This is a genomic window from Pleomorphomonas carboxyditropha, assembly GCF_002770725.1.
GTDB lineage: Bacteria > Pseudomonadota > Alphaproteobacteria > Rhizobiales > Pleomorphomonadaceae > Pleomorphomonas > Pleomorphomonas carboxyditropha.
Genome location: NZ_NQVN01000009.1, coordinates 169,117 through 189,203 on the forward strand (window position 1 = coordinate 169,117; position 20,087 = coordinate 189,203).

Consider the following 20,087-nt stretch of genomic DNA (forward strand, 5'->3'; position numbering starts at 1 on the left):
GATCACCCCTCCCGCTGGTCGGTGAGCTGCAGGGGAGCGGACAGCCGGCCGATTTCCTTCGCCAGCTCGCGCTCGGCGCGGCCCTTCGGCGCCGGCCGGTAGGGATCGCGCTGCTTGCGATCGATATCGGCGAGGTCGCGGAGCAGGAAGCCGACGTCCAGCGGGTCGGCGACCTCGATCTTGATCGTCACCATGGCTGGCGAACCGCCCTTGCGGGCGGAGCTTTTGGCGGCGAGGGCATAGTCGAGCAGCTTTGCGCTGCCGGGCAGGTAGATTTCCGCCATCACGCCCTCGCCAAATCGATGGAGATGCTTTCCCAGGCAGCCTCGGCCGAGGGACGACGGTGGAAGGTGAGATAGGCCTTGGCACCGATCACCCGGATGCTGTCGCGAACCGCGTCCATAGCCCGCTTCCAGCGCGGATCGTCGATTTGCGCCCTGAGCAGCATGAAGATTTCGGCGCGGTTGATCCGGCCTTCCTTGTCGACCTGGAAGGCGCGGTTGACGATCATGCGCAACTCGTCGCCGGCATCGGCCGACCAGTCGTTGAGGCACTCGTCGACCAGCTTCTTCGCGGCCTGCAGCTCCGGGCCGAACTCGATCAGGTCGGCCATCTTCAGAACGACACGCATCGTGCCGTCGAACGTCGTCAACGTCACGTTGCCCTTGGCGCCGCCCGCCTTGGCGCCGTACTCTTGCTCGAGGAGGGCCTGCATCGAACCGATATCGTCGAAGGTGTGGCCCTTGAAGCGGCCGATCTGCTCGGAGAGCGCGACGGCGTGCCCCATGATCTTGCGAACGGTCTCGTCGATCAGCTTGTCCTGGGCCTTGATGGTGCCGAGCGGCACTAGGGCGCCGCGCGCGTCGGTCATGTATAGGCGCCCGTTGATTTCGATGACGCCGTCCGGCGCGGTGAGGGTCTCAGGCATGTCCATGGGAGGCCTCCTTTCGAGAGGGGTTCACGGCGGTTTTGAAAACGGGTTGAGGCATGGGGATCGGTCCGACCTCGGCGGCATAGGCGGCTCCGAGATCGCCGATGGCAGCGAGCAGCCCGTCGAGAGCCGGCCCCTCGCCGGTGCCATAGCGGGCCGCCGCCAACGCCCGGCTGGCCGTCACCACGCGCCGGGCCGCGCCGAAGATGCCGATGTTGGCGGAGCCGTCGTCCGGCGGATCGGCCACTAGCCGACCGGCCTTGACCGCGTGGAGCACGAACTCGCCGAGGATGCGGATCTCGCTGTAGGACAGGCGGGCGACCGCGTAGCCGTCAACCGCCCGTTCGGCGATGGCCAGCGGGTCGGGATCTGGCTCGGCGATATCGAGCTTTTCGACCACGTCGAGCGCCGGGGCGAGCACCAGATCGATGGCCTGCATGGTCGCGTCCATACCCTTTTCCGCGACCTCGGCCTCGATCTTGCCGACGCCGTAGAGGATGGTTGTGTGGTCGCGCGCGCCCATGCGCCGGCCGATTTCCGCCACGGCGAGGTGGCGGCAGTAGCGATGGGCGAAATACATCGCAACTTGCCGGGCGCGGACAAATCGTGGCATCCGGCGCGGACCGACGATGTCGGCGTACGGGACGCCGATCACACCCGACACCGCCTCGATGACGGCGCGGACGGAGAGGTGGCCGGTCATGGCGCGCCTCCGATCGTGTAGTCGGCGGCGGTCAGGTCGATGATCGTCGGCGCCGCTTCGAGGCTGGCGCGGCAGGCGACCAGCAGCGCGATCAGATCGCGTGTGGTCGCCCCGTCCATACGGACGCCGCATATGCCGGCCGGAGCGAGCGTGTCGATCCAAGCGGTGATGTGGTTGCAGATCTCACCGGGGTGTCGGCTGTCGAGGATCATGGCTTGTCCCTCCCGAAATCCGGGCGGATGATCTTGCCGTCGGGATCCTCGACCAGTTCGGCGAGCGCCGAGACGGCCTCGTCGTTCATGACCATCACGCGGCGGCCGGTGGCCTCGGCGAGGCGGTGCACGGCAAGCTCCTGCTCCATCGCCTTGGCGAGGCGCTGCACGAGCTGCAGCCGCTGGCCGATGTTGGCGCTTTCTTCTCTGGTGATCGGTCGCTGTTGCTGGGCGATGCCGAGCAGCTCCGATCGCAGGGCGCCGAGTTCGTTGGCGAGGGAGGTGGTCATCAGGCGATGTCCTCCACGTCGCGGTTCCGCCACGCGGCCTGCAGATGCTTGAGGGCGAGCGGCTCACCGTCACCGATCGCCAGCATCGTGGCCATTTTGGCCGTCTTCTCGACCTGACCGAGCGCCCCGTCCTTCATGCCGACGCCGAGCAGGAACTTCACGCAGTCCGGGTCGGTCACGCCCCATGACGCGACATAGGCTTTCACGTCGGCGGGGTAGGGGGCGGGCCGGCGCAGGGTTTTGCCGATGCGCCGCTTGATCTGCGCGTAGGAGCGCCCCTCGGTTTTGTCCTTGAAGCGGCGGTAGACTTCCTCGTTGCCGACAATGGCGACGCCACACTTATGAACATCGCAGAAATACCGGAGTTGGTTGACCGCGCCGTCGGTGAGGTGCTGCGCTTCGTCGACGATCAGCAGCGTGCCGGCACCGGTGCGGGTCAGCTTGGCGCCGATCGCCCGCGCGAGTTTGGCCGGATTGTTCTGCTGGACCTCAAGCTCGGCGGCGAGTTCGGTCAGCATGCCGTGGACCGACGCCGCGCTCTCGTACATCGTGGCGTGGTAGACGTGCGGCCGGGTTCGTGTGAAATGCTCGCAGGCCGCCGTCTTGCCCATGCCAGCGCCGACCGTGATCATCACGAGGTCGGGGCAGAGCTGCGCCCAGGTCAGCGTCTCCAGGATCTCCTGAGCGATCCGGAGGCGCGGGTTGAACTCGGGAGAGACGGGGATGCTGGCGACCATGCTGGCGCTTTCCTCCGTCGCCTCGATCCAGCGGGAGATCATGGTCAGCTGATTGGCGAGCACGCCCAGGTATTTCCCGGAGAGCACCTGCGAGAAGGTTCCGTCGGGAATGCCGCACCGGCGGGCGACCTCGGCTTTGGTCCATCCCTGGGCACCGGCGATCTCGATCACGCGCGCGACCAGCGCGCGCCACCGATCGACGTCCTCCTCCGAGTGCTTGGCCACGAAGTCGGCCGCTGGCGTCGGAAATTCCCAAGGGGTTGTGGTGACAGGCTTTTGCATCTATATTGGCTCCATCGACTTGTCTTGGGCGGGGTTTTCCCCGCCCTTTTCTTTTCGGGAGCCGTACTCGGTACATTTCGGCTCGCCGGGCCGTTATTCGGCCTTTTTCCCTTGCGGGAACGGGATCACGGCCTCGCCGGAAACACGGGCGAGGGCGCGTGAGAAACTGGACTCGAATTCACTCTCGGACATGGGGTCGACTGGCACCGTCGGCGGGCCACCGACGGCAAGGCGGGTCACCGCCGGCCGCACCGGTTCCGGCTGCTCCGCGGCCTTTTGGCCCCGGTCGTAGATCTCGCCCAGTTCGGCCGGCGTCAGGGCGCGGTGCGCGTCGGCCAATGCCTTCGTGGCCTTGAGGAACTCGCGCCGGAGGCGCATGTGCTGCCGGGCCGCATCCATGTCATCGAAGCCGACGGCCTGGATGCAAGGCGCTTCGCAGATCAGCCTGTTTTTCAGGTCGTAGACCTTCACCGGCCGGGCGAGATGGTCGGGGTCGAAGCGGATGACCACCTTCTGGCCGGCCACTCGCGTGAGCACGGGCGCCCAGTAGCGGTTACCCTGGAAGTGGATTTCGCCGCTGTTGCCGCGCGTCGTGATCGCCTCCGATGCGAGCAGCCAGAGCGAGCGCTGCGCGGCCGTCGGCCGTCGGACGATCGTCGCCGGATCGGCCATGCTCGCTTCAAAGGTCTCGTTGAAGGAGCGCCCGGCGGCCGTCTCGGTCTCGCGGCCGAGGCGGGCATTGTACTCGGCGATGCAGCGGGCGACGTGGGCGCGCAACTCCTCCAGCGTCACCGTGCGCGAGCCGTAGTTGGCCGGTTTGTTCGTTGGATTGTTGCCGGTGTAGGCCCCGGCCATCGAGGGATGCTTGGCGATTTCCTCGGCGAGGTCGCCCCAGGCGCGCTCGATCGGTTTCGACTGGCCGGAGTAGGGCAGAGTGAAATGCTGCTCGATGCCTAGAGTGGCGAGCAGGCCGCGAGGATCTTCGGGTTTGACCTTGAAACGGAAGCGCTTGACGTTGTCGCCGGTGATCCACTTCGAGGCAAAGGCACGGCCGTTGTCGAGGTAGATCACGTCCGGAATGCCGTAGGCCTCGACCATGTCGCCTATCACAAGGCGCACCGCCTCCCACGTTTCCGCTTCGGCGAGCCGCCATCCGACTATTTTGTTCGAATAGAGATCCTGGATGCCGATCAGCAGCATGCGGACCGGCTTTTTCGACCACGACACCGAGCAGAGCAGGTCGATCTTGTGGCCGTCCATATTGACAGCCTGCATGGCGTGGAAATGCGCCCGGCTACGCCGTTGTGCCGGAAACAGGGTCTTGGCGGCGTCCATACCCTCGCGCGCCACCAACTGGGCGCCCTTGGTCACCTCAGCGTCCAGCTTCCGCCGGAGTGTCCGCTCCGAGGGGATCGGCGCCCAGCCGTACATCTTTGCGGCATCGCAGACACGGCGGTAGCAGCGCGTAAACTTCGGCTTTTCCGGCCGGAGATAGTCCGATTTCAACGCCTCCCAGGCGTCTGGATGGCAGTCGGCGGCGGTCCGCGCCTCGCCCCGGTTGCCCTCGTAGTTGGGGGCTAGGGCCGGCAGCCAGTCGGACCGCTCCACACCGGCGATCATCTCCAGCCAGTTGTAGATCGATCGGCGCGAGACGCCGAAGCGCACCACGGCCAGCTGTATGGCCTCCGTGTTGCTGGCCCCCGATCGCCGAACCTCATCGACCAATCGGACCGCCTCGTGGCGCTGCCGGGCGATGGCCTTGTGATCCTCCGGCAAGCCCTCGAAGCGCTGCCAGAGGGCCGACCGCTCGTCGTCGCTCTTGTCCTGCAGCGCGGCGAGGTCAGCCACGAAGCGCAGCCTGTTCTGGGCCTCCTGCGGCAGCAGGCTGATGTGGTATTCGTAGCCGCCGCCGCCTTCTCGGCCGGTCGCCCGGCGGACCAATGCGGCCGTCGGCTTCCAGATTTCGAGGGCGGTACGCTGCAACTGCCGCTCCGAGGGCGGCAGGCCGGGCAGATGCATCCCGGCGAGATCGGAGAGCATCCACCACTCTTTCATGGCCGCCCCCGCTTGATGTCGACGGGCACCGACCGGAGTGTCTTCAGCTCCGCGCGGATACGATCCTGTTCCTGTTGCAGGCGGGCGACCTCGGCGAGCCGGGCCTCGTCTCCGAGCAGCAGCGTGGCGCCGTGGTCGGCCACCACAACGTCCCAGAGCCACGTCGCGCCGGTCGCATGCACGAAGGCCTTGAAGCGGATCAGGCTTATATCGTGCGACGTCTTGCTCTCGGCCGTGTAGGCGTCGAGCATTGCCTTGCTGATGCCGGCGAGACCGAGATATTGCGCCATCCGCGCCGCGATGGTCGGCCGATTGTGGTGACACTCACGGATCGCCCGGCTCATCTCCCGCTTGAGGCGGGCGCGGAACCGGTCGAGATCGAGCCGCGTCGTCGGTGTTCGCACCGGGAACAGCGGCTCCAGGAACATGTCGAGCTGATGCGGAGAGTTCATTTCGCCGCCGCCTTCTTCTGCTGGATGTGGTCGATGAACCGAGCCCGCGTCGCTTCGTCCGCCTTTTTCCAAGCGGCTGAGAGGGTCGCGAAGATGGCCTCCTGCGGGTCCACCTTGGCCGGCGCCGGCTTGATCTGACGGAGCACGGTCGGCAGGTCGAGCTGCGCCGCCTGCATGGTCGACACGATCGCCTGCTGTTCGGCCGGAGGTCGTTTCGCGACGGAGAGCAAGAGAGATTGGTTGTCGGCGGCAGCCGTGCCGCGCACGGCGGCGCGCACGGCGGGCGAAAGGCTTTTGGCGATCTGGCCGAGGCGCTTGATGTTGCGGACGGACACGCCCATCCGCTCGGCGATATGCTCGGAAAAGCCGGAACCGGCCTCCTTGCTGATCAGGTCGAGCGGGCTATCAGAAATTGGGCCAACTTGGCCCGATTTCTCCGGCCGACCTGCCCTGATCTTGCCGTGGGCCTGCTCCCAGACATCCCGATACGAAGCGACGAAAATCGCCCGGTCGAGGGCCGACAATTCGTTACGGAACAGGTTTTCGCAGATTTCGACGAGCTGAGCCTCGCTCTGGTCGGCTTCGATGATTGCCGCCTCGATCTCGGTCCACCCAAGGATCGTGGCGCCGGCCAGCCGGTGTGCGCCCGCTACAAGGATGTAGGGCGTCGTGCCCTTATTCTTGGCCGGTGCGTAGCGGAGGGTGATCGGATTGATCAGCCCGTGCGCCTCCAGGCTGAGGGCGATTGCCCTTGCATGGTCTTCTTCGACCTCGCGCAGGCGCGGCGGCACGTGGATCTGCGAGATCGGTATCGACTTGACCTCGGCCATCACGCTGCCTCGCGAATGTGGGCAGCGAGAAGCTCCAAGGCGCGATATGCGATCGTCTGGTAGTGGGCTTCGAACTTCGTCGACGTGAGGCGCTCGTCGATGACCTTCAGGCCGTGATAGAGCGCGTGCCGGTTTCGCTGCTCCTCGATCCAGAGCCGCTTTTTCGGCCAGCAGAACTGCGTCACCATCATATGCATGACGATCTGCCGGACGAGGAAGGCATCCATCATGCCGTGCGGAGGCTCAATGATCTCGGCGATGGAGAGGTGGGGGAAACCCTCGCTGGCCGCGAGGTAACAGGCGTTGAGGTTCGCCTGATACATGTCTTTCTGACTGTGAACGTTCACCATTTTAGCCCCTGATCGGCGTCTAATCTCCCCTGCGCTTTCGACGATGACGACGAGCGGCGAGGGGCGGATATTCGGGGCGTGGCGCGGTCCGGATGGCCTGGACAGCCGGGGCGGATGGTCCTCTTTGGGGCTCTTGCCGCCCTGCCGACTAGCCGATCGGCTGGCTCCGGATGACAAAGGCTAGGACAGCGTCCAGGCCGCGCCACGCCTCTCCCCATCAGGCGACCTTTCGGCCGGCTGTGGACTCGGAAAGGTACTCGTGCGACAAAATCGTGGAGGTCTTTTTGGGGTAGCGATCCGGGAACAACTCTTCGACGGGCACACCAAGAAAATTGGCGATGATCCGCTCGTTATCGGCGTTCTCGCGTTTCCAGATCGTGCGAAATCCGCCCGGCGCCTTGCCATTCATCTGGGCAAGTCCGGTCAGCGTCATGCCCTTCCGGCGTAGCGCGGCAAGGATTTCGTGCTGATCCCACTGTCGTTTACCCATGGGGACCTCTCGAAGGAGGCGGATGCGTCAACATCCGCCTTTTGTCGAACCGTTGTGAGCAATCGCAGCCGGCAAACGCTGGCTGCTAAAGATAGGGATATAGCGACAAGTCGTTTTTGTAAAGCGACAAGTCGCTATAATTGGTGGGATATTGGCGAGGCCCGAGAAGGAGCCGAAAACTCCATTGGCCGCGCGGCTTAGGGAAATCCGACGGCGTCAAGGAGACCCAGAGCGGGAGGTTTTCGCCGGCATCCTCGGGGTTGCCGCGAGTACTTTGGCTGGCTGGGAGCGTGGCGAGACGATTCCCGACGCCAAGGCGATCGCGCTCTATCGCGAAAAGCTCGGAGTCGATCTTGACTGGCTGCTTCTGGAAGAAGGCGCGCCGCCATCGCCAGCCGGAAGGCGACAGTCGCTCGATGCTGGCATTCTCCGCCGTTTAGGCGAGATGGTCGGCCGCGTTCACGCCGGCGCCGGCGTCAAGCTCCCCAAGGGTGCCGAGTTCGAGACCGTCGCGGATCTCTACAATGAGTTCCTGATGCTCTGTGCCAATCCAGCCGAGACGCCGGCCGACGTCGTTGACGCCATGCTCGGGGTCCTCGAATCGCGCTTCAAAGCCCGGCTTTCTTCAGCCCGTGCCGAGCCCGGCACTGGCAAACGCTCGGCTTAATGTTAGTTGTATCGCTGTTTTTCGAAGTTATGTCTGATTGCGCAATCGAAACATTCGTACAATCTATGAGCGTCTTTCTAGCGTAAAAGGAGAGTGAAGAATGCTCTTGGTGGCAGTGGTGTCGTTTTTCGGACTGGTAATCGTCCTCACCGCGCTCCGCATCTCTTCCGGCTGGATCTTCGGCGAGGCGCGATCCGCCGTTTTTTGGGGTTACGTCGACGCCACCAACAAGTTTCTGGTCAAACTGTTCATAGTGGCGCTGGGCTTTTTCATCCTGGCCGTGATCGTCGGCCACTCGCTCGGGTGGCTGTGAGCTACAGATCGTTTTTTTGCGTGTCGCCTATTGATTGTTACACATAATATGTGTATCTATTTGGCATCAACCACGGGGCAGCGCCCCACTCACTCGGGAGACAATCCGATGACAACCAATATCCAGGCTATCGCCCGCTACCTCGAATTGGCCTCCGAAGAGGCCCGCATCGTGGCGTGGATCGACGCCGGCAATACCGGCCCGATGCCGAAGCATGCCTCCCTCGGCAACCCTTTCATCGGCATCTTCGAGGACGCCGAGAGCATGGATCTGTCCTATGATCGCCAGGCACACGTCGACCTGCTCGCCCAATGGACGCGCCTCGCCGCCGATGCGGCGCGGGACGTGAGGTAGGAAATGACCGGCCCCGACAATCAGCCGACCCTTGAGCACATCACCATTCTCACCGGCTCATCACGGATGAGCCGGCGGGATGAAGTGCGGGATCAGACGCTCGACCACGTCCGCGCGTGCCTCGCAAAGGGCTCGGACGTTGGCGCCGGCTGGGCGGTAACCCTCCGCCCTACCGGTGTCGATCGCCTGTGGGTCTATGATCTGCTCCATGAGGGACACCACATCGTCCGATGTTTCCTCTGCGACAACGCCGGCGACAGCGACGGGGTTTGGCTGCTCGCCAGCAAAACCGGCAGCCTGCCCGGCACGCGTCTGCACGCGCCACAGCAAACGCCGTGGCTCGCCGCCGCCTTGGCATCGGGGGCGCCCATGGACAACCCGGAAATGTTCGCGGACGTGCTCCGTGAGGTCGGCGACCTTGAGCGCATTGTCGCCTGGGCGCTCTTGGACTGAGGGGAAACTCATGACCGGTGATGATCTGCACGCGGCCAAAGCGACCCTCGGCGAGATGTGGGCCGTCGGCCGGCCGCTCCGCAATTCCGAACTCGGCCGGGCGTTGCGGCTCAGTGGCCGCGATCCCGGCCGGTCGATAGAGGACTACATCACCGGCAAGACCAGGATCTCCGGACCGGTCAGTGTCGCCGTCGAGATGATGCTGGCGGGTGCCATGCCGCCTGATCCACTGGATAGCGTCGTCGTCCGTGGATCGCGGCGGGGCTCCTAAAAGGTCCGCCAAATGACGTCGGGCTGGCGGACCTTGGAAAGGCCCTCCAGCCGAATTTTTCGTTGTATTCCCGCCATTTTTCGGGGTTCCGGCCGAGGTTCGCCAAAACGGTGGACCTTCAATTAGCTTTTTGGGCCGCTCGCCCGCGCTGACCGGGCCGGCCGCACCGGCGCCATATCCACGCCGCCCCTTTTTCAATCAATGGTTTGAAGGCGCTTCAAAGCCACTTGGGGCCATTTTCAAAGGCCGCTCGAAGCCGCCGCCCTCCTTGCGCCATTCCCGGCCGATCGGCTATAATTTCGCCAATCCGTGCAGACAGACCCGCCGGGCGACGCCCGTCCGCCAATCTCCGCTAAGTGCCGGTATTTATTGGTCTGTTCCCGCGCAATCCCGGCTTTTCCCGGCTAATCCCGCTTGTGCAGATACTTGTGTCAGGGAACATTCCAACTGGCATCTTCAAACTGCAAACCGAAGGTTGGAGGACCGATTCCCTTTTCGCCATATTTCGAAATTCTTGAAAAGGGTGCCGCTTCCGAGTTAGTCGCCAATACCTCGGCCAGTCTCCAAATGGCCAAATGTCATTATGGAGTCTCCGGATAAGTATTTTTACGTAGTTTAGTTCAGTCGATAAATCCAAGGGTTTGATACAAGACCCAAAAATCACTAGAAAATCCTGAACTTAGTACGTAATCATAATCCATATCAAAATATCCATTTTTATTTGAGCTCGCGCCCCAGGAATTTCGAATTCTAAAAGTACGTTTTTCTTGATTATATCCTACAGCTAAAACTGCGTGACCAGAGTTTGTCGCTTTGTCATCCGAGGTCGGCGTCTTTAGAAGCTTTGTATCATGGTGAAAATTACTAAAAACAGAAAACCCAAAGATAAATGGGTAGCCGGACGCCAAGCAGCTTTCTAAAGTCACTAAATCTTGCTTCAACGGCGCATAAGAAATCGCCTTATACTTTTGAGCGGCATCTAGAACTGCCTTTGGCGGCTCAAGGGTAGAGCGAGCCCCCGTTGGGAAAACATGTGTCGTTGGATCTCCTGGAATCCCATCATAAGGCCACACGTCTTCCGGCGGCACACCGATTGATGCCACGGATTTAATTCCGTCTCTTATTCGTGAACCACTGTCGACGTAGATGTTTCCGATTATCTTTCTGGCCTCATAATATATGAAAAGACGTGACGGCGTGAAATCGACAGGCTTGTCATGAACTCTTCGAGCATACTGTACTGCCGCCGCGATAGCATTAGCAGTACAGCTTCCAAGTCGCATTTGGTCATATGGTTTTGGAAACTTAGGGGAAAGATCAATTAGCTTCGGCCGCTTTGTTGGTTCGCCAAAAGAAGGGGCCTGAAGTAAGCTATCTTGAGGATCTGGCAGATCTCTTATCCATCCAAATCCAAAGTTTTGCCGAGTATCCGAGCTTTCCTCTGCTCCGCTCTGTTTTGTAAATAACTCTGCGATTGATAAACCACCAAGAATTATTGCAGCTCTGCGATTGAGATCCATAATAACTGCTCCAAAATCCAATCGTCGCTTATAAAATAATTAGCATATCGTTATAATTTTAACAATAGAAAATACCTCTATTTTAAAGAATCCAGAATCGAAAGTGATTCCAAATAGATACCAGAATTTATATACGTGTTGTCGATTATAAACTGAGCGTCGTTTGCGTACATCGCTTTGGCGACCCTCGATTTTGATAGAATCAAGAATAGAGAAAAACGAACCAAGAAGTCCGGATGTGTACCATTTAGCTCGATGCGAAAATTCTCTCCGCTGTAAACAGGTAATCCAGGGCCTATCGGAATTTTGCTGCATAGAGTCGGGTCCGTATAACCCGAACAAGGGCACCAGTCTGGAAATGTGTCCGGGCATATTTTTTTTGAGACGACCGAATGCAAAATATCAGAAATAACACCATACTGTGCATTGAAATCTAATGTTGATGTATCTATCAAATTTACGGCAAATTTATCCGCATCCAATTCCTTTTTGTATTTTACATAGCGAAATACGGAAAATCCCCTGTCATCTCCATGGTATGCTGCGACTCCATGTTTGAGTATGATGTGTCCTAGTTCGTGTGCAAGTATCAGCCTTAATATTAGGGTCCTGTATAATTTTAGACTGTTGGCGCCTAAATTCAGATGAAATTCATCGATTAGATCATCAATAAATCTCGCGTCGCAAAATATAGTTCGAACATCTGAATTGGCTGTACAATTGCTATATACACCGGATACAGGAGACAACCTAGAATATCCGATTTTAATAAGTATTTTTTCATTACTGTGATCAACACGCGGATCCCTAGGAGGGATGTCAAAAGGTACAACTTGAAATCTACCGATTTTTGCCGAAAGTGGCTTCAGTGCGTCGATTGCAATGTGCCTTGTTTCTTCGAACGACATTGGATAGGTTTGATAATTATTCTCGCTCGAAAGGCATATATTTACCATCGTAATATATATAACAATTGCTAGTATGATTGAGTTGCGCATTTTGGATCCAATATTTCTTAAATTACTGTCAGGAAAATTCCCGGCGTTGATATACGCTAGCTAAATTAAACCACGACCAATATAATATAAAGTGCTGGTGGTTTGTCAATGTTAACGTCCGGGACAATGTCTGATCAGTTTTCAAGTATTCTTGGGTACCCCTTATACGTTACAGATTCAATCCGCTTTCCAGCTATGCTGACCAGTCGGCAAATTGCTATTGCGGTGCATTCAATATGTTGGAAATATTGCTGTCGCTTGGAGGCTGGTTTACAGAGCCTTCGACATACTCGACGACGTTTTCGTCAATGAATTGACGCCGTTCTGATAGCCATCATGTGCAAACAGTTCCCTATATGCGATCGAGTTCCGCAAAAAATTGGGGTCGGCGGGTTGGTGTACCAAGCTGTTGCTATTTCGGCCGTTGTTGCGGTGTATGGAGAACGATCGTGTCGTCGTATTCCCTCCGACAAGCGAAGGTAAGAGCCCTCGCGCATCGAATGGCGGTACTGGCAGCATTTCCCTCTCAGTCATTAAAGAGATCGGGGCGCCATCCCTATCCACTGCGCCATTCCTATGGATGCGGGCGCCGTGGGGCTGAATCCATATTGGGCGTAGAGATGTCTGGCGTCGCCATCGGCGATCAGGCTGACATAGGCTTCCGCGGGCGCAAGCTTTCGTAACTCCCGCATCAGGCTGAACACGATCGCCTTGCCGAGGCCTTTGCCCTGATGATCGGGATCCACGGCGATATCGACGATCTGGTAGCAAAGTCCATCGCCCACGGCCCGCCCCATGCCGACGACATGGTCGCCACGCCTCACCACGACCCCGACGACGGTGTTCGGCAAGCCCACCTTGGCTGCCGTCTCGCTGTGGGGTGTCAGGCCCGAGATACGGCGAAGGCGGCAATAATCTTCGACCGCCGGCACCTCGATGCTGACCGTGTACTCATCCGTCATTTCGGGCTTGCTCTCCAACAAACGAAGCGGACGATGTCCGTTTTCGGAGAGTGACGCAACGGGATGCGCCAACTTTCGGGCTTTGGCGGAATATTTTCCCTTGCTTTCAAACGGCTGGAGGCCTTTCAAGGATGGCCAGAAAGTAGCCGGGAGTGTCGTAGCGTGCATCGCGCCCTGATCCTCGTCAGGCGGCGGGCGGTCAGCGCCGTTCCCGTGCTGCTGATCGTCGTGGTCGCCACCTTCCTGCTGCTGGAGGCGGCGCCCGGCGATGCCGTCGACGCCTATCTCCTGTCGGCCGGCGGCGGCGACGCGGCGCTGGCCGCCGGCCTGCGCGCCCAGTACGGCCTCGACCAGTCGCTCCTTTCCCGTCTGTTGCTCTATGTCGCCGCCCTCGGCCGGCTCGACCTCGGCTGGTCGATCGCCTTCGAGCGGCCGGTCAAGGACCTCATCCTCGAGCGCCTGCCCACCACGCTCATGCTGATGAGCTCGGCCACCGCACTGTCCTTCGGCCTCGGCTCGCTGCTCGGCGTCGTCGCCGGCAGCCGGCCGGGCTCCTTCCGCGACCGGGCGCTGTCCATCGGCGCGCTGACGCTCTACGCCATTCCCGGCTTCTGGCTGGGGCTCGTGCTGGTGCTGGTGTTCTCGGTATCGCTCAGGTGGTTGCCGATCGCCGGCATCGAGACCATCGCCTCCGGCAAGCACGGCCTCGCTCGCGCCCTCGACATCGCCCGCCATCTGGCGCTGCCGGTCGCCGCGCTCGGCTTCATCTACCTCGCGTTGTTTCTCCGGGTGATGCGCACCGCCATGGCCGAAATCTGGCGGCAGGACTTCGTGCTGGCGGCGCGCGCCAAGGGGCTCGCGCGCCGCCGCATCGTCTGGCGGCACGTGGTGCGGGCGGCGCTGCTGCCGCTGGTCACCGTGCTCGGCCTGCAGTCGGCCGGCATGCTGGGCGGCTCGGTGGTGATCGAGAGCGTGTTCGCCATTCCCGGCTTCGGGCGGCTGGCCCAGGAGGCGGTGGCCGGCCGCGACGCGCCGCTCTTGATCGGCATCATCCTGACGTCGGCCGTGCTGGTCATCCTGGTCAACCTCGCCGTCGATCTCGTCTACGCCGTGCTCGACCCGCGCATCGGCGCCTCGGAGGCCTCGGCATGAGCTTCCCGCGCCGCCTGCTTTCCAGTCCCACCGGCGCGGCCGGCGTCGCCCTGCTGGCGCTGATCGCCGCCGCGGCGCTGCTCGCACCCTGGATTTCCCCCGGCGATCCCCTGCGCATCGCCGGTCCGGCGCTGCTGCCGCCGTTCGCCGACCCGGCGCTGCCGTTCGGCACCGACCGGCTCGGCCGCGACGTGCTGGCCGGCCTTCTCCACGGCGCCCGCACCTCGCTGATCGTCGGCCTCGCGGCGGCGGCCGCCTCGGTGCTGATCGGATCGGTGGTCGGCACCATCGCCGGCTTTGCCGGCCGGCTGGTCGACGAGGCATTGATGCGCGTCGTCGACGCCTTCCAGATCGTGCCGGGATTCCTGCTGGCGCTGGCCTTCGTGTCGGTGGCCGGCGGCTCGCTTGCCACCGTCATCGTCGCCATCGCCCTTTCCTCGTGGGCGCAGCCGGCCCGCCTCGTCCGGGCCGAGGTGCTGTCCATCCGCGAGCGCGACTACGTCGCCGCCGCCCGCGTCATCGGCATGCATCCGCTGGAGATCGCCTTCAAGGAAATCCTGCCCAACGCCCTGCCGCCGGTGCTGGCGCTGGCGGCGGTGATCGTCGCGGCGGCCATCCTCACCGAGGCGGCGCTGTCCTTCCTCGGCCTCGGCGACCCCAACGTCGTCACCTGGGGCTCGATGATCGCCGAGGGGCGCAACGTGCTGCGCGCCGCGCCCTTCCTGTCGGTGATCCCCGGCGTCGGCCTCGTCGCCGCGGTGCTCGGCGTCTACCTGGTCAGCGAGGCGGCCGGCGAGGCGCTGGGGCGGGGAGGGCGGTCATGACGGCGCTCGCCCGCATCGCCGATCTCGCCGTCACCTACCGCGGCGCCCCGGCGCCGGCGCTGTCCGGCCTGTCGCTCGATATCGAGGCCGGCGAAATCCTGGCGATCATCGGCGAAAGCGGCTCGGGCAAGTCGACGCTGGCCCGCGCGCTGGCCGGCCTGCTGCCGGAACGGACCAAGGTTGCCGGCGACCGCCGCTGGCCGGGCCTCGACGGCGGCCCGCGCGCCGGCCGCGACATCGGCTACGTGTTCCAGGACCCCGGCTCCAGCCTCAACCCGGTGCTGACGATCGGCGAGCAGGTGGGCGAGGGCGCGCGCCGCCATCTCGGCCTCGGCCGCCGCGCCGCCGGCGCGGAAGCGGTGCGCCTGCTCGCCCGCGTTCGCCTGCCGGAGCCGGAGCGCATCGCCGGCGCCTATCCGCACCAGCTTTCCGGCGGCCAGCGGCAGCGGGTGGCGATCGCCGCCGCCATCGCCGCCCGGCCGCGGCTCCTGATCGCCGACGAGGTCACCTCGGCGCTGGACGTGGTGGTGCAGGCGGCGATCGTCGGGCTGCTCGTCGAACTGGTGCGCGCCGACGGCATGACGCTGGTGTTCGTCACCCACGATCTGGCGCTGGCCTCCGGCATCGCCGACCGCGTCGCCGTGATGGCCGCCGGCCGCCTCGTCGAACTGGGACCGGCCGACCGGGTGGTCGCCGCCCCGAAGGCCGCCGAGACGGCGGCGCTGATCGCCGCCCATATCGATCTGGCGACGCCGCCGCTCGTCGGGGAGGCGTCATGACCGAACCGCTGCTGGTCGCCCGCGACCTTCGCCGCGGCTTCGCAAGCGGCGGCCGCCGCGTCGCCGCGCTCGACGGCGTGTCGCTCGCCATCGCGCCCGGCGAGACGCTGGGCCTCGTCGGTGGCTCCGGCTGCGGCAAGTCGACGCTGGCGCGCGTGCTTACCCGTCTCGTCGCGCCGGAAGGCGGCTCCATCGCCTTCATGGGCGACGACTGGCTGGCGCTCGGCGGCGGCCGCCTGCGCGCCGCCCGCCGCCACATGCAGATGGTGTTCCAGGATCCGCTCGCCGCCTTCAACCCGCGCGCCACGGTCGGCGGCGTCATCGCCGACGCGCTGCGCATTCACGCCATGGTCCCGAAGGCCGGGCGTGCCGCCGAGGCCGCCCGCCTGATCGACCGCGTCGGCCTGCCGTCGGGCCTGACCGGGCGGTCGATCCGCGACATCTCCGGCGGCCAGCGCCAGCGGGTGGCCATCGCCCGCGCCATCGCCGTCCGGCCGCGCCTCGTCATCCTCGACGAGGCGGTTTCGGCGCTCGACGTTTCGGTGCGCGGCCGTATACTGGAGCTGCTGGTCGGCCTGCAGCGGGAAACCGGCGTCGGCTATCTCTTCATTTCGCACGACCTCGCCGTGGTGCGCGCCGTCTCGCACCGTATCGCGGTGATGGCCGCCGGCCGCATCGTCGAGGAAGGACCGGCCGCCGGCGTCATCGCCGCGCCGTCCTCCGACGTTCTCATCGACCTGATCGGCGCCGTGCCGCGCCTCACTGGCATCATCCGACCGGAGCGAAGCGAGGATCGGCAAGATGATGCTTATTGAACAAACACTTGGAGCGCCGATCCGATTCAATCGGATCGAATGGCGCTCAAAGGGGAAGCCGCCAGCATGAGCGATTTCGACAGCGATTTCGAGCCCGCCCGCCTTCTCGACCCGCCGCCGTTCCCGGCCGATCGCGTCGCCGGTCTCGCCGACCGCCTGGCCCGGCTGATCGGCGCGTCGGGCGACGTGCTGCTCGTGCAGGCGGAGGCGGTGGTGGCGCTCGAGGCGGTGGCGGCGAGCCTCGGGCGGCCGGGCGTCAAGGCCATCAACATCGTCACCAGCCCCTACGGCGTCTGGTTCGGCCGCTGGCTGCGGCGGGCCGGCGCCAGCGTCGTCGAAATCCGTGCCGAGGCGGCCCGGCCGGTCAGCGCGCGGGCGGTGGCGGCGACGCTCGACGCCCATCCCGACGCGCAACTGCTGGCGGTGGTGCACGCGGAATCGGCGAGCGGCATCCGCAACCCGCTGGAGACCATCCTCAGCCTTGCCCGCGAGCGCGGCGTCCTCACCGTCGTCGACGCCGTCGCCTCGCTGGGCGGCCATCCCTTCGCCGCCGACGCGCTGGGCGCCGATGTCGTCGTCGCCGGGCCGCAGAAGGCGCTGGCCGGGCCGGCCGGCATCTCCGCCGTCGCCGTCGACAGCCGCGCCTGGGCCGAGATCGACCGGCCGGACGCCCCCGCGACCTCGACGCTGTCGCTCGTCGATCAGAAGCGCCTCTGGCTCGATGCCGGACGGGGCGCGCTGCCCGGCACGCCGTCGCCGCTCGAACTCTGGGCGCTCGCCGCCGCGCTCGACCGCGTCGAGGCGGAAGGAATCGACCGCATCATCGACCGCCATGCCGAAGCCGCCGCCGCGGCGCGCGACGGTCTCCAGGCGCTCGGCCTGACGCCGTGGGCGGGGCCGGCGGAGGCTTCCCACCTCGTCACCGCCTTCGCGGCGCCGGCCGACGTCGACGCGGCGTTTCTCCTCGAACGCCTCAAGGCAATCGACGCGGAATTCTCCCTCGGCGTCGGGGCAGGGGCCGACCGGCTCATCCGCCTCAACCACACCGGCCGCCGCGCCGATCCCCAGGTGGTGCACACAATGATCTCCGCCCTCGCCACCGCGCTCCGCCGTTGACAAGCCGCCCGCGCCTCCCTAAACATCGCGCCTCGAAGCGGGTGTAGCTCAATGGTAGAGCAGCAGCCTTCCAAGCTGAATACCCGGGTTCGATTCCCGGTACCCGCTCCAAGAATCTCTAAAATTTAAGTAGCGCATTGACACCCGAGCCAACCGCCCCGGGTGTGAGAATGCCCTATAATCCCGTCGCGGCCGAGTGCATCCAGTCTCAAAGATTGTCATCCTGGCGCGGGCCAGGACCTCAGGACGAGAAGGTGATGAGGGATTTATCGGGCTCTCTCACGTTGCTGGAGCCTTATATCTGCGTTGAGTTTTATCCTGCCTGAGGTTCTCGCCTTCGCGAGAATGACAACAAGATGGGACCAGGTGCCGACCTAACCGATTGTTCCATATATCAATCTCCTGTCATCCTGGCGAAGGCCAGGACCTCAGGACGAGAAGGTGATGAGGGATTTATCGGGCTCTCTCACGTTGCTGGAGCCTTATATCCGCGTTGAGTTTTATCCTGCCTGAGGTTCTCGCCTTCGCGAGAATGACAACAAGATGGGACCGGGTGCCGACCTAACCGATTGTTCCATATATCAATCTCCTGTCATCCTGGCGAAGGCCAGGACCTCGGGCAGGATGGGGCAAGCGGCTCATATCGGGCTCCAGGCACGCTTGACGACCACGCCACCCTCACGCAGCCGAGGCCTGCTTTCCTTCGATTTCGCGGCGTGCCAGATCGGCAAGGAAGGCCGATCGAGTCAGTCCACGCGCCTTGGCGATCTGATCGATGGCAGCTAGAAGGCCGGCGTCCATGGTGATGTTCGCCTTTGTCGTCCGTCCGGTCAGGCTGATCAGCGGAACGGCCAGTAGAAAGGCGCCTGCTGCCAGATCCTTCTTGACCTCTTCGTCCTCGCGAACAGCCTCCAGCGGACGGGCCTCTGGCAGGGGTTCTCCTTCAAGATGCAGCGACAGCGCTTCGCTGGCATTGCTCAGCAGGTCGTCCATCTCATCGGCTGCCGAGAAGCAGCCGGGAACGTCGGGAAAGTGAATGCCGAAGGCGCTGTCCGCGTCCTTATGCACAACACCGATGTAGTAGCGCATGAGGGGCCTCCTACAGCCATCCGGCTTGCTTGTAGATGTTTCGGACCGTGCCGAGGGGTAGGTCCTTCTTCGGGTGAGGAACGGTGACCACCTTGTCGCCTTTTCTGAACTTGTGATGGGAGCCGGTGACCTTCACCAGTTCGAAGCCGTCCTTCTCAAGACGCTTGATGATGCCCCTGCTATTGGTTTCCACCGAGCGCACTCCCAATACGCATATAAATACGCCTTGCTGCCCCGCTTCTCAAGTGGAGGCGCCTCGTCTCCTCCTCTGTGCTTCACCACGCTAACCCTCATCCCGTATGAATGAACCACGCCACAAGCCCGCCTACGCCCTTGCGATATTGGGAAAATTCCCTTCATACCGCGGAGGCGGCATGCAGGTACGGCCAAGTGAGCGCGATCGATGAGCGCCGCTCGCCTTACCGAAAAATGGTCGCTCCGGGCGCCTCGATCGATGCGATCACCATCGCCGTTCGGGCGGTGGAGGCGGGGCAGGCGGTGGAGGACGATGCAGCCGAGGTGGGCTGCTGGCGCTGGGTTACTTTGAGCTTTCAAGGAATATCAAGCGCGCGTCCCCGATGGTTCCGTCGCGTTGCAAGTTTACCCAGAGGCGAGCTCGCAGGATCTCGGTCGTGCCGCTGGTCGGGAAGCTGCTGATCGGGAAAATGTGCTGAATGCGGATGCCGCAGACCAGTTGGTTCTTCTTGGTGGATTCAGTTTTGGGCGTGCCCACTATTCGGAGCGGTCCCTTCGAGTTGCCAGCCTCGCCATCTTCTTCCCAGGTAGCAGTCGTGTTGAGGCTCTCGTTGATATGGTCGACGACCGCTCTGTCACTGCATTTGAGGCGCGCGGCCGTCGCTGGCGCGACGCTCATGGTCGCGAAAGCGGCAAGAAGTGCGACAAATTTCATAGCTGTTGGCACGGTTGAACCCCAAGTTCCAGTTGCGGCCTGAGCGCTGGAGCGAGATGACGCTTCGCGCACTGGCTGTTGTATGGCTGGTGGGGTGCCGTGGGTAGTGGCACTTGGGCTTAGTCTTGACCGCGGCGTCTGCTGCACCCTGAGGCATCGATGCACCGCCTCGCTTCAGCACGCCAACCCTCTTCCCGTAAGAAGGAACCACACCGCAAGTGCATCTACGCCCTTGCAATGTTGGGCAAATTCCTATCGGTGCGGGAGGCGGACGTGCGGATACCGTCAAGTGAGGGCGATCGATGAGCATCGCCGGTCTCATCCAGGAACTGGCGGACACCGGCGCCCCGATCGATGCGATCATCATCGCTGTTCGGGCGATCGAGGAACGAGATGCCATCGAGGCTGAGCGTCGCGCCAAGGCGACCGAGCGCAAGCGCCGGGAGCGTGAAAGGGAGCGCGACAGGAAGCGTGACGGTCACGCGACGGTCGCGGGTCAGTCGCCCGACACCCCCCGTCCCCCCTCTTTCCC

At 63.0% G+C, this 20,087-nt stretch carries 27 protein-coding genes and 1 tRNA gene; 12 read left to right on the forward strand and 16 right to left on the reverse strand.

Translation table 11 applies throughout. The features are described from left to right. Nucleotides 1-2: 2 nt before the first annotated feature. The 11 genes from CJ014_RS14965 to CJ014_RS15010 all read right to left on the reverse strand — a co-directional run bounded on the left by CJ014_RS14965 (nt 3) and on the right by CJ014_RS15010 (nt 7,332). Entirely contained in the window at nt 3-284 is a 282-nt protein-coding gene (locus CJ014_RS14965) for a hypothetical protein (RefSeq protein WP_100081288.1), read from the reverse strand. After that, complete coding sequence (locus CJ014_RS14970) at nt 284-934, reverse strand: DUF3164 family protein (protein ID WP_100081289.1); 651 nt, start codon at nt 932-934, stop codon at nt 284-286. The genes CJ014_RS14965 and CJ014_RS14970 overlap by 1 nt, the downstream gene beginning before the upstream one ends. Next, on the reverse strand, nt 921-1,634 hold the full coding sequence (locus tag CJ014_RS14975) for a helix-turn-helix domain-containing protein (RefSeq protein WP_165790847.1): 714 nt from the start codon (nt 1,632-1,634) through the stop codon (nt 921-923). The genes CJ014_RS14970 and CJ014_RS14975 overlap by 14 nt, the downstream gene beginning before the upstream one ends. Further along, nucleotides 1,631-1,846 (reverse strand): hypothetical protein, encoded by a 216-nt coding sequence (locus tag CJ014_RS27865; protein WP_165790848.1) that lies wholly within the window; start codon nt 1,844-1,846, stop codon nt 1,631-1,633. Before CJ014_RS27865 ends, CJ014_RS14975 begins: the two co-directional genes overlap by 4 nt. Beyond that, the gene (locus tag CJ014_RS14980) at nt 1,843-2,136 is read right to left on the reverse strand and encodes a hypothetical protein (RefSeq protein ID WP_100081291.1); all 294 of its coding nucleotides are present in this window, start codon (nt 2,134-2,136) and stop codon (nt 1,843-1,845) included. The genes CJ014_RS27865 and CJ014_RS14980 overlap by 4 nt, the downstream gene beginning before the upstream one ends. Further along, a complete protein-coding gene (locus CJ014_RS14985; RefSeq protein WP_100081292.1) occupies nt 2,136-3,155 on the reverse strand; it encodes an AAA family ATPase in 1,020 nt (339 codons plus the stop codon). Before CJ014_RS14985 ends, CJ014_RS14980 begins: the two co-directional genes overlap by 1 nt. A gap of 93 nt (nt 3,156-3,248) precedes the next feature. Continuing rightward, nucleotides 3,249-5,210 carry a transposase domain-containing protein gene (locus tag CJ014_RS14990; protein WP_342588554.1) on the reverse strand — a complete coding sequence of 654 codons (1,962 nt, stop codon included), beginning with the start codon at nt 5,208-5,210 and terminating at the stop codon, nt 3,249-3,251. Beyond that, nucleotides 5,207-5,662 carry a hypothetical protein gene (locus CJ014_RS14995; RefSeq protein WP_100081293.1) on the reverse strand — a complete coding sequence of 152 codons (456 nt, stop codon included), beginning with the start codon at nt 5,660-5,662 and terminating at the stop codon, nt 5,207-5,209. The genes CJ014_RS14990 and CJ014_RS14995 overlap by 4 nt, the downstream gene beginning before the upstream one ends. Then, on the reverse strand, nt 5,659-6,492 hold the full coding sequence (locus CJ014_RS15000; RefSeq protein ID WP_100081294.1) for a ParB N-terminal domain-containing protein: 834 nt from the start codon (nt 6,490-6,492) through the stop codon (nt 5,659-5,661). The genes CJ014_RS14995 and CJ014_RS15000 overlap by 4 nt, the downstream gene beginning before the upstream one ends. Next, nucleotides 6,492-6,842: a hypothetical protein gene (locus tag CJ014_RS15005; RefSeq protein WP_100081295.1), complete on the reverse strand. Its 351-nt coding sequence runs from the start codon at nt 6,840-6,842 to the stop codon at nt 6,492-6,494. Before CJ014_RS15005 ends, CJ014_RS15000 begins: the two co-directional genes overlap by 1 nt. A 217-nt stretch (nt 6,843-7,059) precedes the next feature. Then, nucleotides 7,060-7,332, reverse strand: coding sequence for a helix-turn-helix domain-containing protein (locus CJ014_RS15010; protein ID WP_100081296.1), 273 nt, complete (start codon nt 7,330-7,332; stop codon nt 7,060-7,062). A 184-nt stretch (nt 7,333-7,516) separates the two neighbouring features. Here CJ014_RS15010 and CJ014_RS15015 point away from each other — a divergent pair, with 184 nt between their 5' ends. The 5 genes from CJ014_RS15015 to CJ014_RS15035 all read left to right on the forward strand — a co-directional run bounded on the left by CJ014_RS15015 (nt 7,517) and on the right by CJ014_RS15035 (nt 9,390). Continuing rightward, nucleotides 7,517-7,999, forward strand: coding sequence for a helix-turn-helix domain-containing protein (locus CJ014_RS15015; RefSeq protein ID WP_245427367.1), 483 nt, complete (start codon nt 7,517-7,519; stop codon nt 7,997-7,999). A 100-nt stretch (nt 8,000-8,099) separates the two neighbouring features. Further along, entirely contained in the window at nt 8,100-8,312 is a 213-nt protein-coding gene (locus CJ014_RS15020; RefSeq protein ID WP_100081298.1) for a hypothetical protein, read from the forward strand. Between the two features lie 108 nt (nt 8,313-8,420). Continuing rightward, the gene (locus tag CJ014_RS15025) at nt 8,421-8,666 is read left to right on the forward strand and encodes a hypothetical protein (protein WP_100081299.1); all 246 of its coding nucleotides are present in this window, start codon (nt 8,421-8,423) and stop codon (nt 8,664-8,666) included. A gap of 3 nt (nt 8,667-8,669) precedes the next feature. After that, nucleotides 8,670-9,119, forward strand: a complete 450-nt coding sequence (locus tag CJ014_RS15030) for a hypothetical protein (protein ID WP_100081300.1) — start codon at nt 8,670-8,672, stop codon at nt 9,117-9,119. A gap of 10 nt (nt 9,120-9,129) precedes the next feature. Further along, entirely contained in the window at nt 9,130-9,390 is a 261-nt protein-coding gene (locus CJ014_RS15035) for a hypothetical protein (protein WP_100081301.1), read from the forward strand. 620 nt (nt 9,391-10,010) lie between these two features. On the opposite strand, the gene CJ014_RS15040 is transcribed toward CJ014_RS15035, so the two are convergent. Both CJ014_RS15040 and CJ014_RS15045 read right to left on the reverse strand, forming a co-directional pair. Continuing rightward, nucleotides 10,011-10,910, reverse strand: a complete 900-nt coding sequence (locus tag CJ014_RS15040; RefSeq protein WP_100081302.1) for a C1 family peptidase — start codon at nt 10,908-10,910, stop codon at nt 10,011-10,013. A 1,531-nt stretch (nt 10,911-12,441) separates the two neighbouring features. Then, nucleotides 12,442-12,870 (reverse strand): GNAT family N-acetyltransferase, encoded by a 429-nt coding sequence (locus CJ014_RS15045; protein ID WP_100081303.1) that lies wholly within the window; start codon nt 12,868-12,870, stop codon nt 12,442-12,444. Nucleotides 12,871-13,032: 162 nt separating this feature from the next. On the opposite strand from CJ014_RS15045, the gene CJ014_RS15050 reads away from it, so the two are divergent. From CJ014_RS15050 to CJ014_RS15075, 6 genes are all read left to right on the forward strand, one after another. Beyond that, nucleotides 13,033-14,022 (forward strand): ABC transporter permease, encoded by a 990-nt coding sequence (locus CJ014_RS15050; RefSeq protein WP_100081304.1) that lies wholly within the window; start codon nt 13,033-13,035, stop codon nt 14,020-14,022. Beyond that, entirely contained in the window at nt 14,019-14,846 is an 828-nt protein-coding gene (locus tag CJ014_RS15055) for an ABC transporter permease (RefSeq protein WP_100081305.1), read from the forward strand. The genes CJ014_RS15050 and CJ014_RS15055 overlap by 4 nt, the downstream gene beginning before the upstream one ends. Continuing rightward, nucleotides 14,843-15,625, forward strand: coding sequence for an ABC transporter ATP-binding protein (locus CJ014_RS15060; RefSeq protein WP_100081306.1), 783 nt, complete (start codon nt 14,843-14,845; stop codon nt 15,623-15,625). The genes CJ014_RS15055 and CJ014_RS15060 overlap by 4 nt, the downstream gene beginning before the upstream one ends. Continuing rightward, nucleotides 15,622-16,440: an ATP-binding cassette domain-containing protein gene (locus tag CJ014_RS15065; RefSeq protein WP_100081307.1), complete on the forward strand. Its 819-nt coding sequence runs from the start codon at nt 15,622-15,624 to the stop codon at nt 16,438-16,440. Before CJ014_RS15060 ends, CJ014_RS15065 begins: the two co-directional genes overlap by 4 nt. 66 nt (nt 16,441-16,506) lie before the next feature. Beyond that, a complete protein-coding gene (locus CJ014_RS15070; protein WP_100081308.1) occupies nt 16,507-17,556 on the forward strand; it encodes an aminotransferase class V-fold PLP-dependent enzyme in 1,050 nt (349 codons plus the stop codon). Nucleotides 17,557-17,593: 37 nt separating this feature from the next. Continuing rightward, a tRNA-Gly gene (locus tag CJ014_RS15075) sits at nt 17,594-17,667 on the forward strand. A gap of 567 nt (nt 17,668-18,234) precedes the next feature. Here CJ014_RS15075 and CJ014_RS15080 read toward each other — a convergent pair. The 3 genes from CJ014_RS15080 to CJ014_RS15090 form a co-directional block, all read right to left on the reverse strand. Continuing rightward, nucleotides 18,235-18,645, reverse strand: coding sequence for a type II toxin-antitoxin system HicB family antitoxin (locus tag CJ014_RS15080; protein WP_100081309.1), 411 nt, complete (start codon nt 18,643-18,645; stop codon nt 18,235-18,237). 10 nt (nt 18,646-18,655) lie between these two features. Next, nucleotides 18,656-18,838, reverse strand: coding sequence for a type II toxin-antitoxin system HicA family toxin (locus CJ014_RS15085; RefSeq protein ID WP_100081310.1), 183 nt, complete (start codon nt 18,836-18,838; stop codon nt 18,656-18,658). 345 nt (nt 18,839-19,183) lie between these two features. Next, entirely contained in the window at nt 19,184-19,555 is a 372-nt protein-coding gene (locus CJ014_RS15090; protein WP_100081311.1) for a hypothetical protein, read from the reverse strand. A 302-nt stretch (nt 19,556-19,857) separates the two neighbouring features. On the opposite strand from CJ014_RS15090, the gene CJ014_RS15095 reads away from it, so the two are divergent. Further along, nucleotides 19,858-20,087, forward strand: a 230-nt coding sequence (locus CJ014_RS15095) for a hypothetical protein (RefSeq protein WP_133121864.1), incomplete at its 3' end; no start/stop codon positions are given.

Coding starts and splice junctions, on each gene's coding strand:
- CJ014_RS14965 (WP_100081288.1), bottom strand. CDS start 284: ATGGCGGAAATCTACCTGCCCGGCAGCGCAAAGCTGCTCGACTATGCC.
- CJ014_RS14970 (WP_100081289.1), bottom strand. CDS start 934: ATGGACATGCCTGAGACCCTCACCGCGCCGGACGGCGTCATCGAAATC.
- CJ014_RS14975 (WP_165790847.1), bottom strand. CDS start 1,634: ATGACCGGCCACCTCTCCGTCCGCGCCGTCATCGAGGCGGTGTCGGGT.
- CJ014_RS27865 (WP_165790848.1), bottom strand. CDS start 1,846: ATGATCCTCGACAGCCGACACCCCGGTGAGATCTGCAACCACATCACC.
- CJ014_RS14980 (WP_100081291.1), bottom strand. CDS start 2,136: ATGACCACCTCCCTCGCCAACGAACTCGGCGCCCTGCGATCGGAGCTG.
- CJ014_RS14985 (WP_100081292.1), bottom strand. CDS start 3,155: ATGCAAAAGCCTGTCACCACAACCCCTTGGGAATTTCCGACGCCAGCG.
- CJ014_RS14990 (WP_342588554.1), bottom strand. CDS start 5,210: ATGAAAGAGTGGTGGATGCTCTCCGATCTCGCCGGGATGCATCTGCCC.
- CJ014_RS14995 (WP_100081293.1), bottom strand. CDS start 5,662: ATGAACTCTCCGCATCAGCTCGACATGTTCCTGGAGCCGCTGTTCCCG.
- CJ014_RS15000 (WP_100081294.1), bottom strand. CDS start 6,492: ATGGCCGAGGTCAAGTCGATACCGATCTCGCAGATCCACGTGCCGCCG.
- CJ014_RS15005 (WP_100081295.1), bottom strand. CDS start 6,842: ATGGTGAACGTTCACAGTCAGAAAGACATGTATCAGGCGAACCTCAAC.
- CJ014_RS15010 (WP_100081296.1), bottom strand. CDS start 7,332: ATGGGTAAACGACAGTGGGATCAGCACGAAATCCTTGCCGCGCTACGC.
- CJ014_RS15020 (WP_100081298.1), top strand. CDS start 8,100: ATGCTCTTGGTGGCAGTGGTGTCGTTTTTCGGACTGGTAATCGTCCTC.
- CJ014_RS15025 (WP_100081299.1), top strand. CDS start 8,421: ATGACAACCAATATCCAGGCTATCGCCCGCTACCTCGAATTGGCCTCC.
- CJ014_RS15030 (WP_100081300.1), top strand. CDS start 8,670: ATGACCGGCCCCGACAATCAGCCGACCCTTGAGCACATCACCATTCTC.
- CJ014_RS15035 (WP_100081301.1), top strand. CDS start 9,130: ATGACCGGTGATGATCTGCACGCGGCCAAAGCGACCCTCGGCGAGATG.
- CJ014_RS15040 (WP_100081302.1), bottom strand. CDS start 10,910: ATGGATCTCAATCGCAGAGCTGCAATAATTCTTGGTGGTTTATCAATC.
- CJ014_RS15045 (WP_100081303.1), bottom strand. CDS start 12,870: ATGACGGATGAGTACACGGTCAGCATCGAGGTGCCGGCGGTCGAAGAT.
- CJ014_RS15055 (WP_100081305.1), top strand. CDS start 14,019: ATGAGCTTCCCGCGCCGCCTGCTTTCCAGTCCCACCGGCGCGGCCGGC.
- CJ014_RS15060 (WP_100081306.1), top strand. CDS start 14,843: ATGACGGCGCTCGCCCGCATCGCCGATCTCGCCGTCACCTACCGCGGC.
- CJ014_RS15065 (WP_100081307.1), top strand. CDS start 15,622: ATGACCGAACCGCTGCTGGTCGCCCGCGACCTTCGCCGCGGCTTCGCA.
- CJ014_RS15070 (WP_100081308.1), top strand. CDS start 16,507: ATGAGCGATTTCGACAGCGATTTCGAGCCCGCCCGCCTTCTCGACCCG.
- CJ014_RS15080 (WP_100081309.1), bottom strand. CDS start 18,645: ATGCGCTACTACATCGGTGTTGTGCATAAGGACGCGGACAGCGCCTTC.
- CJ014_RS15090 (WP_100081311.1), bottom strand. CDS start 19,555: ATGAAATTTGTCGCACTTCTTGCCGCTTTCGCGACCATGAGCGTCGCG.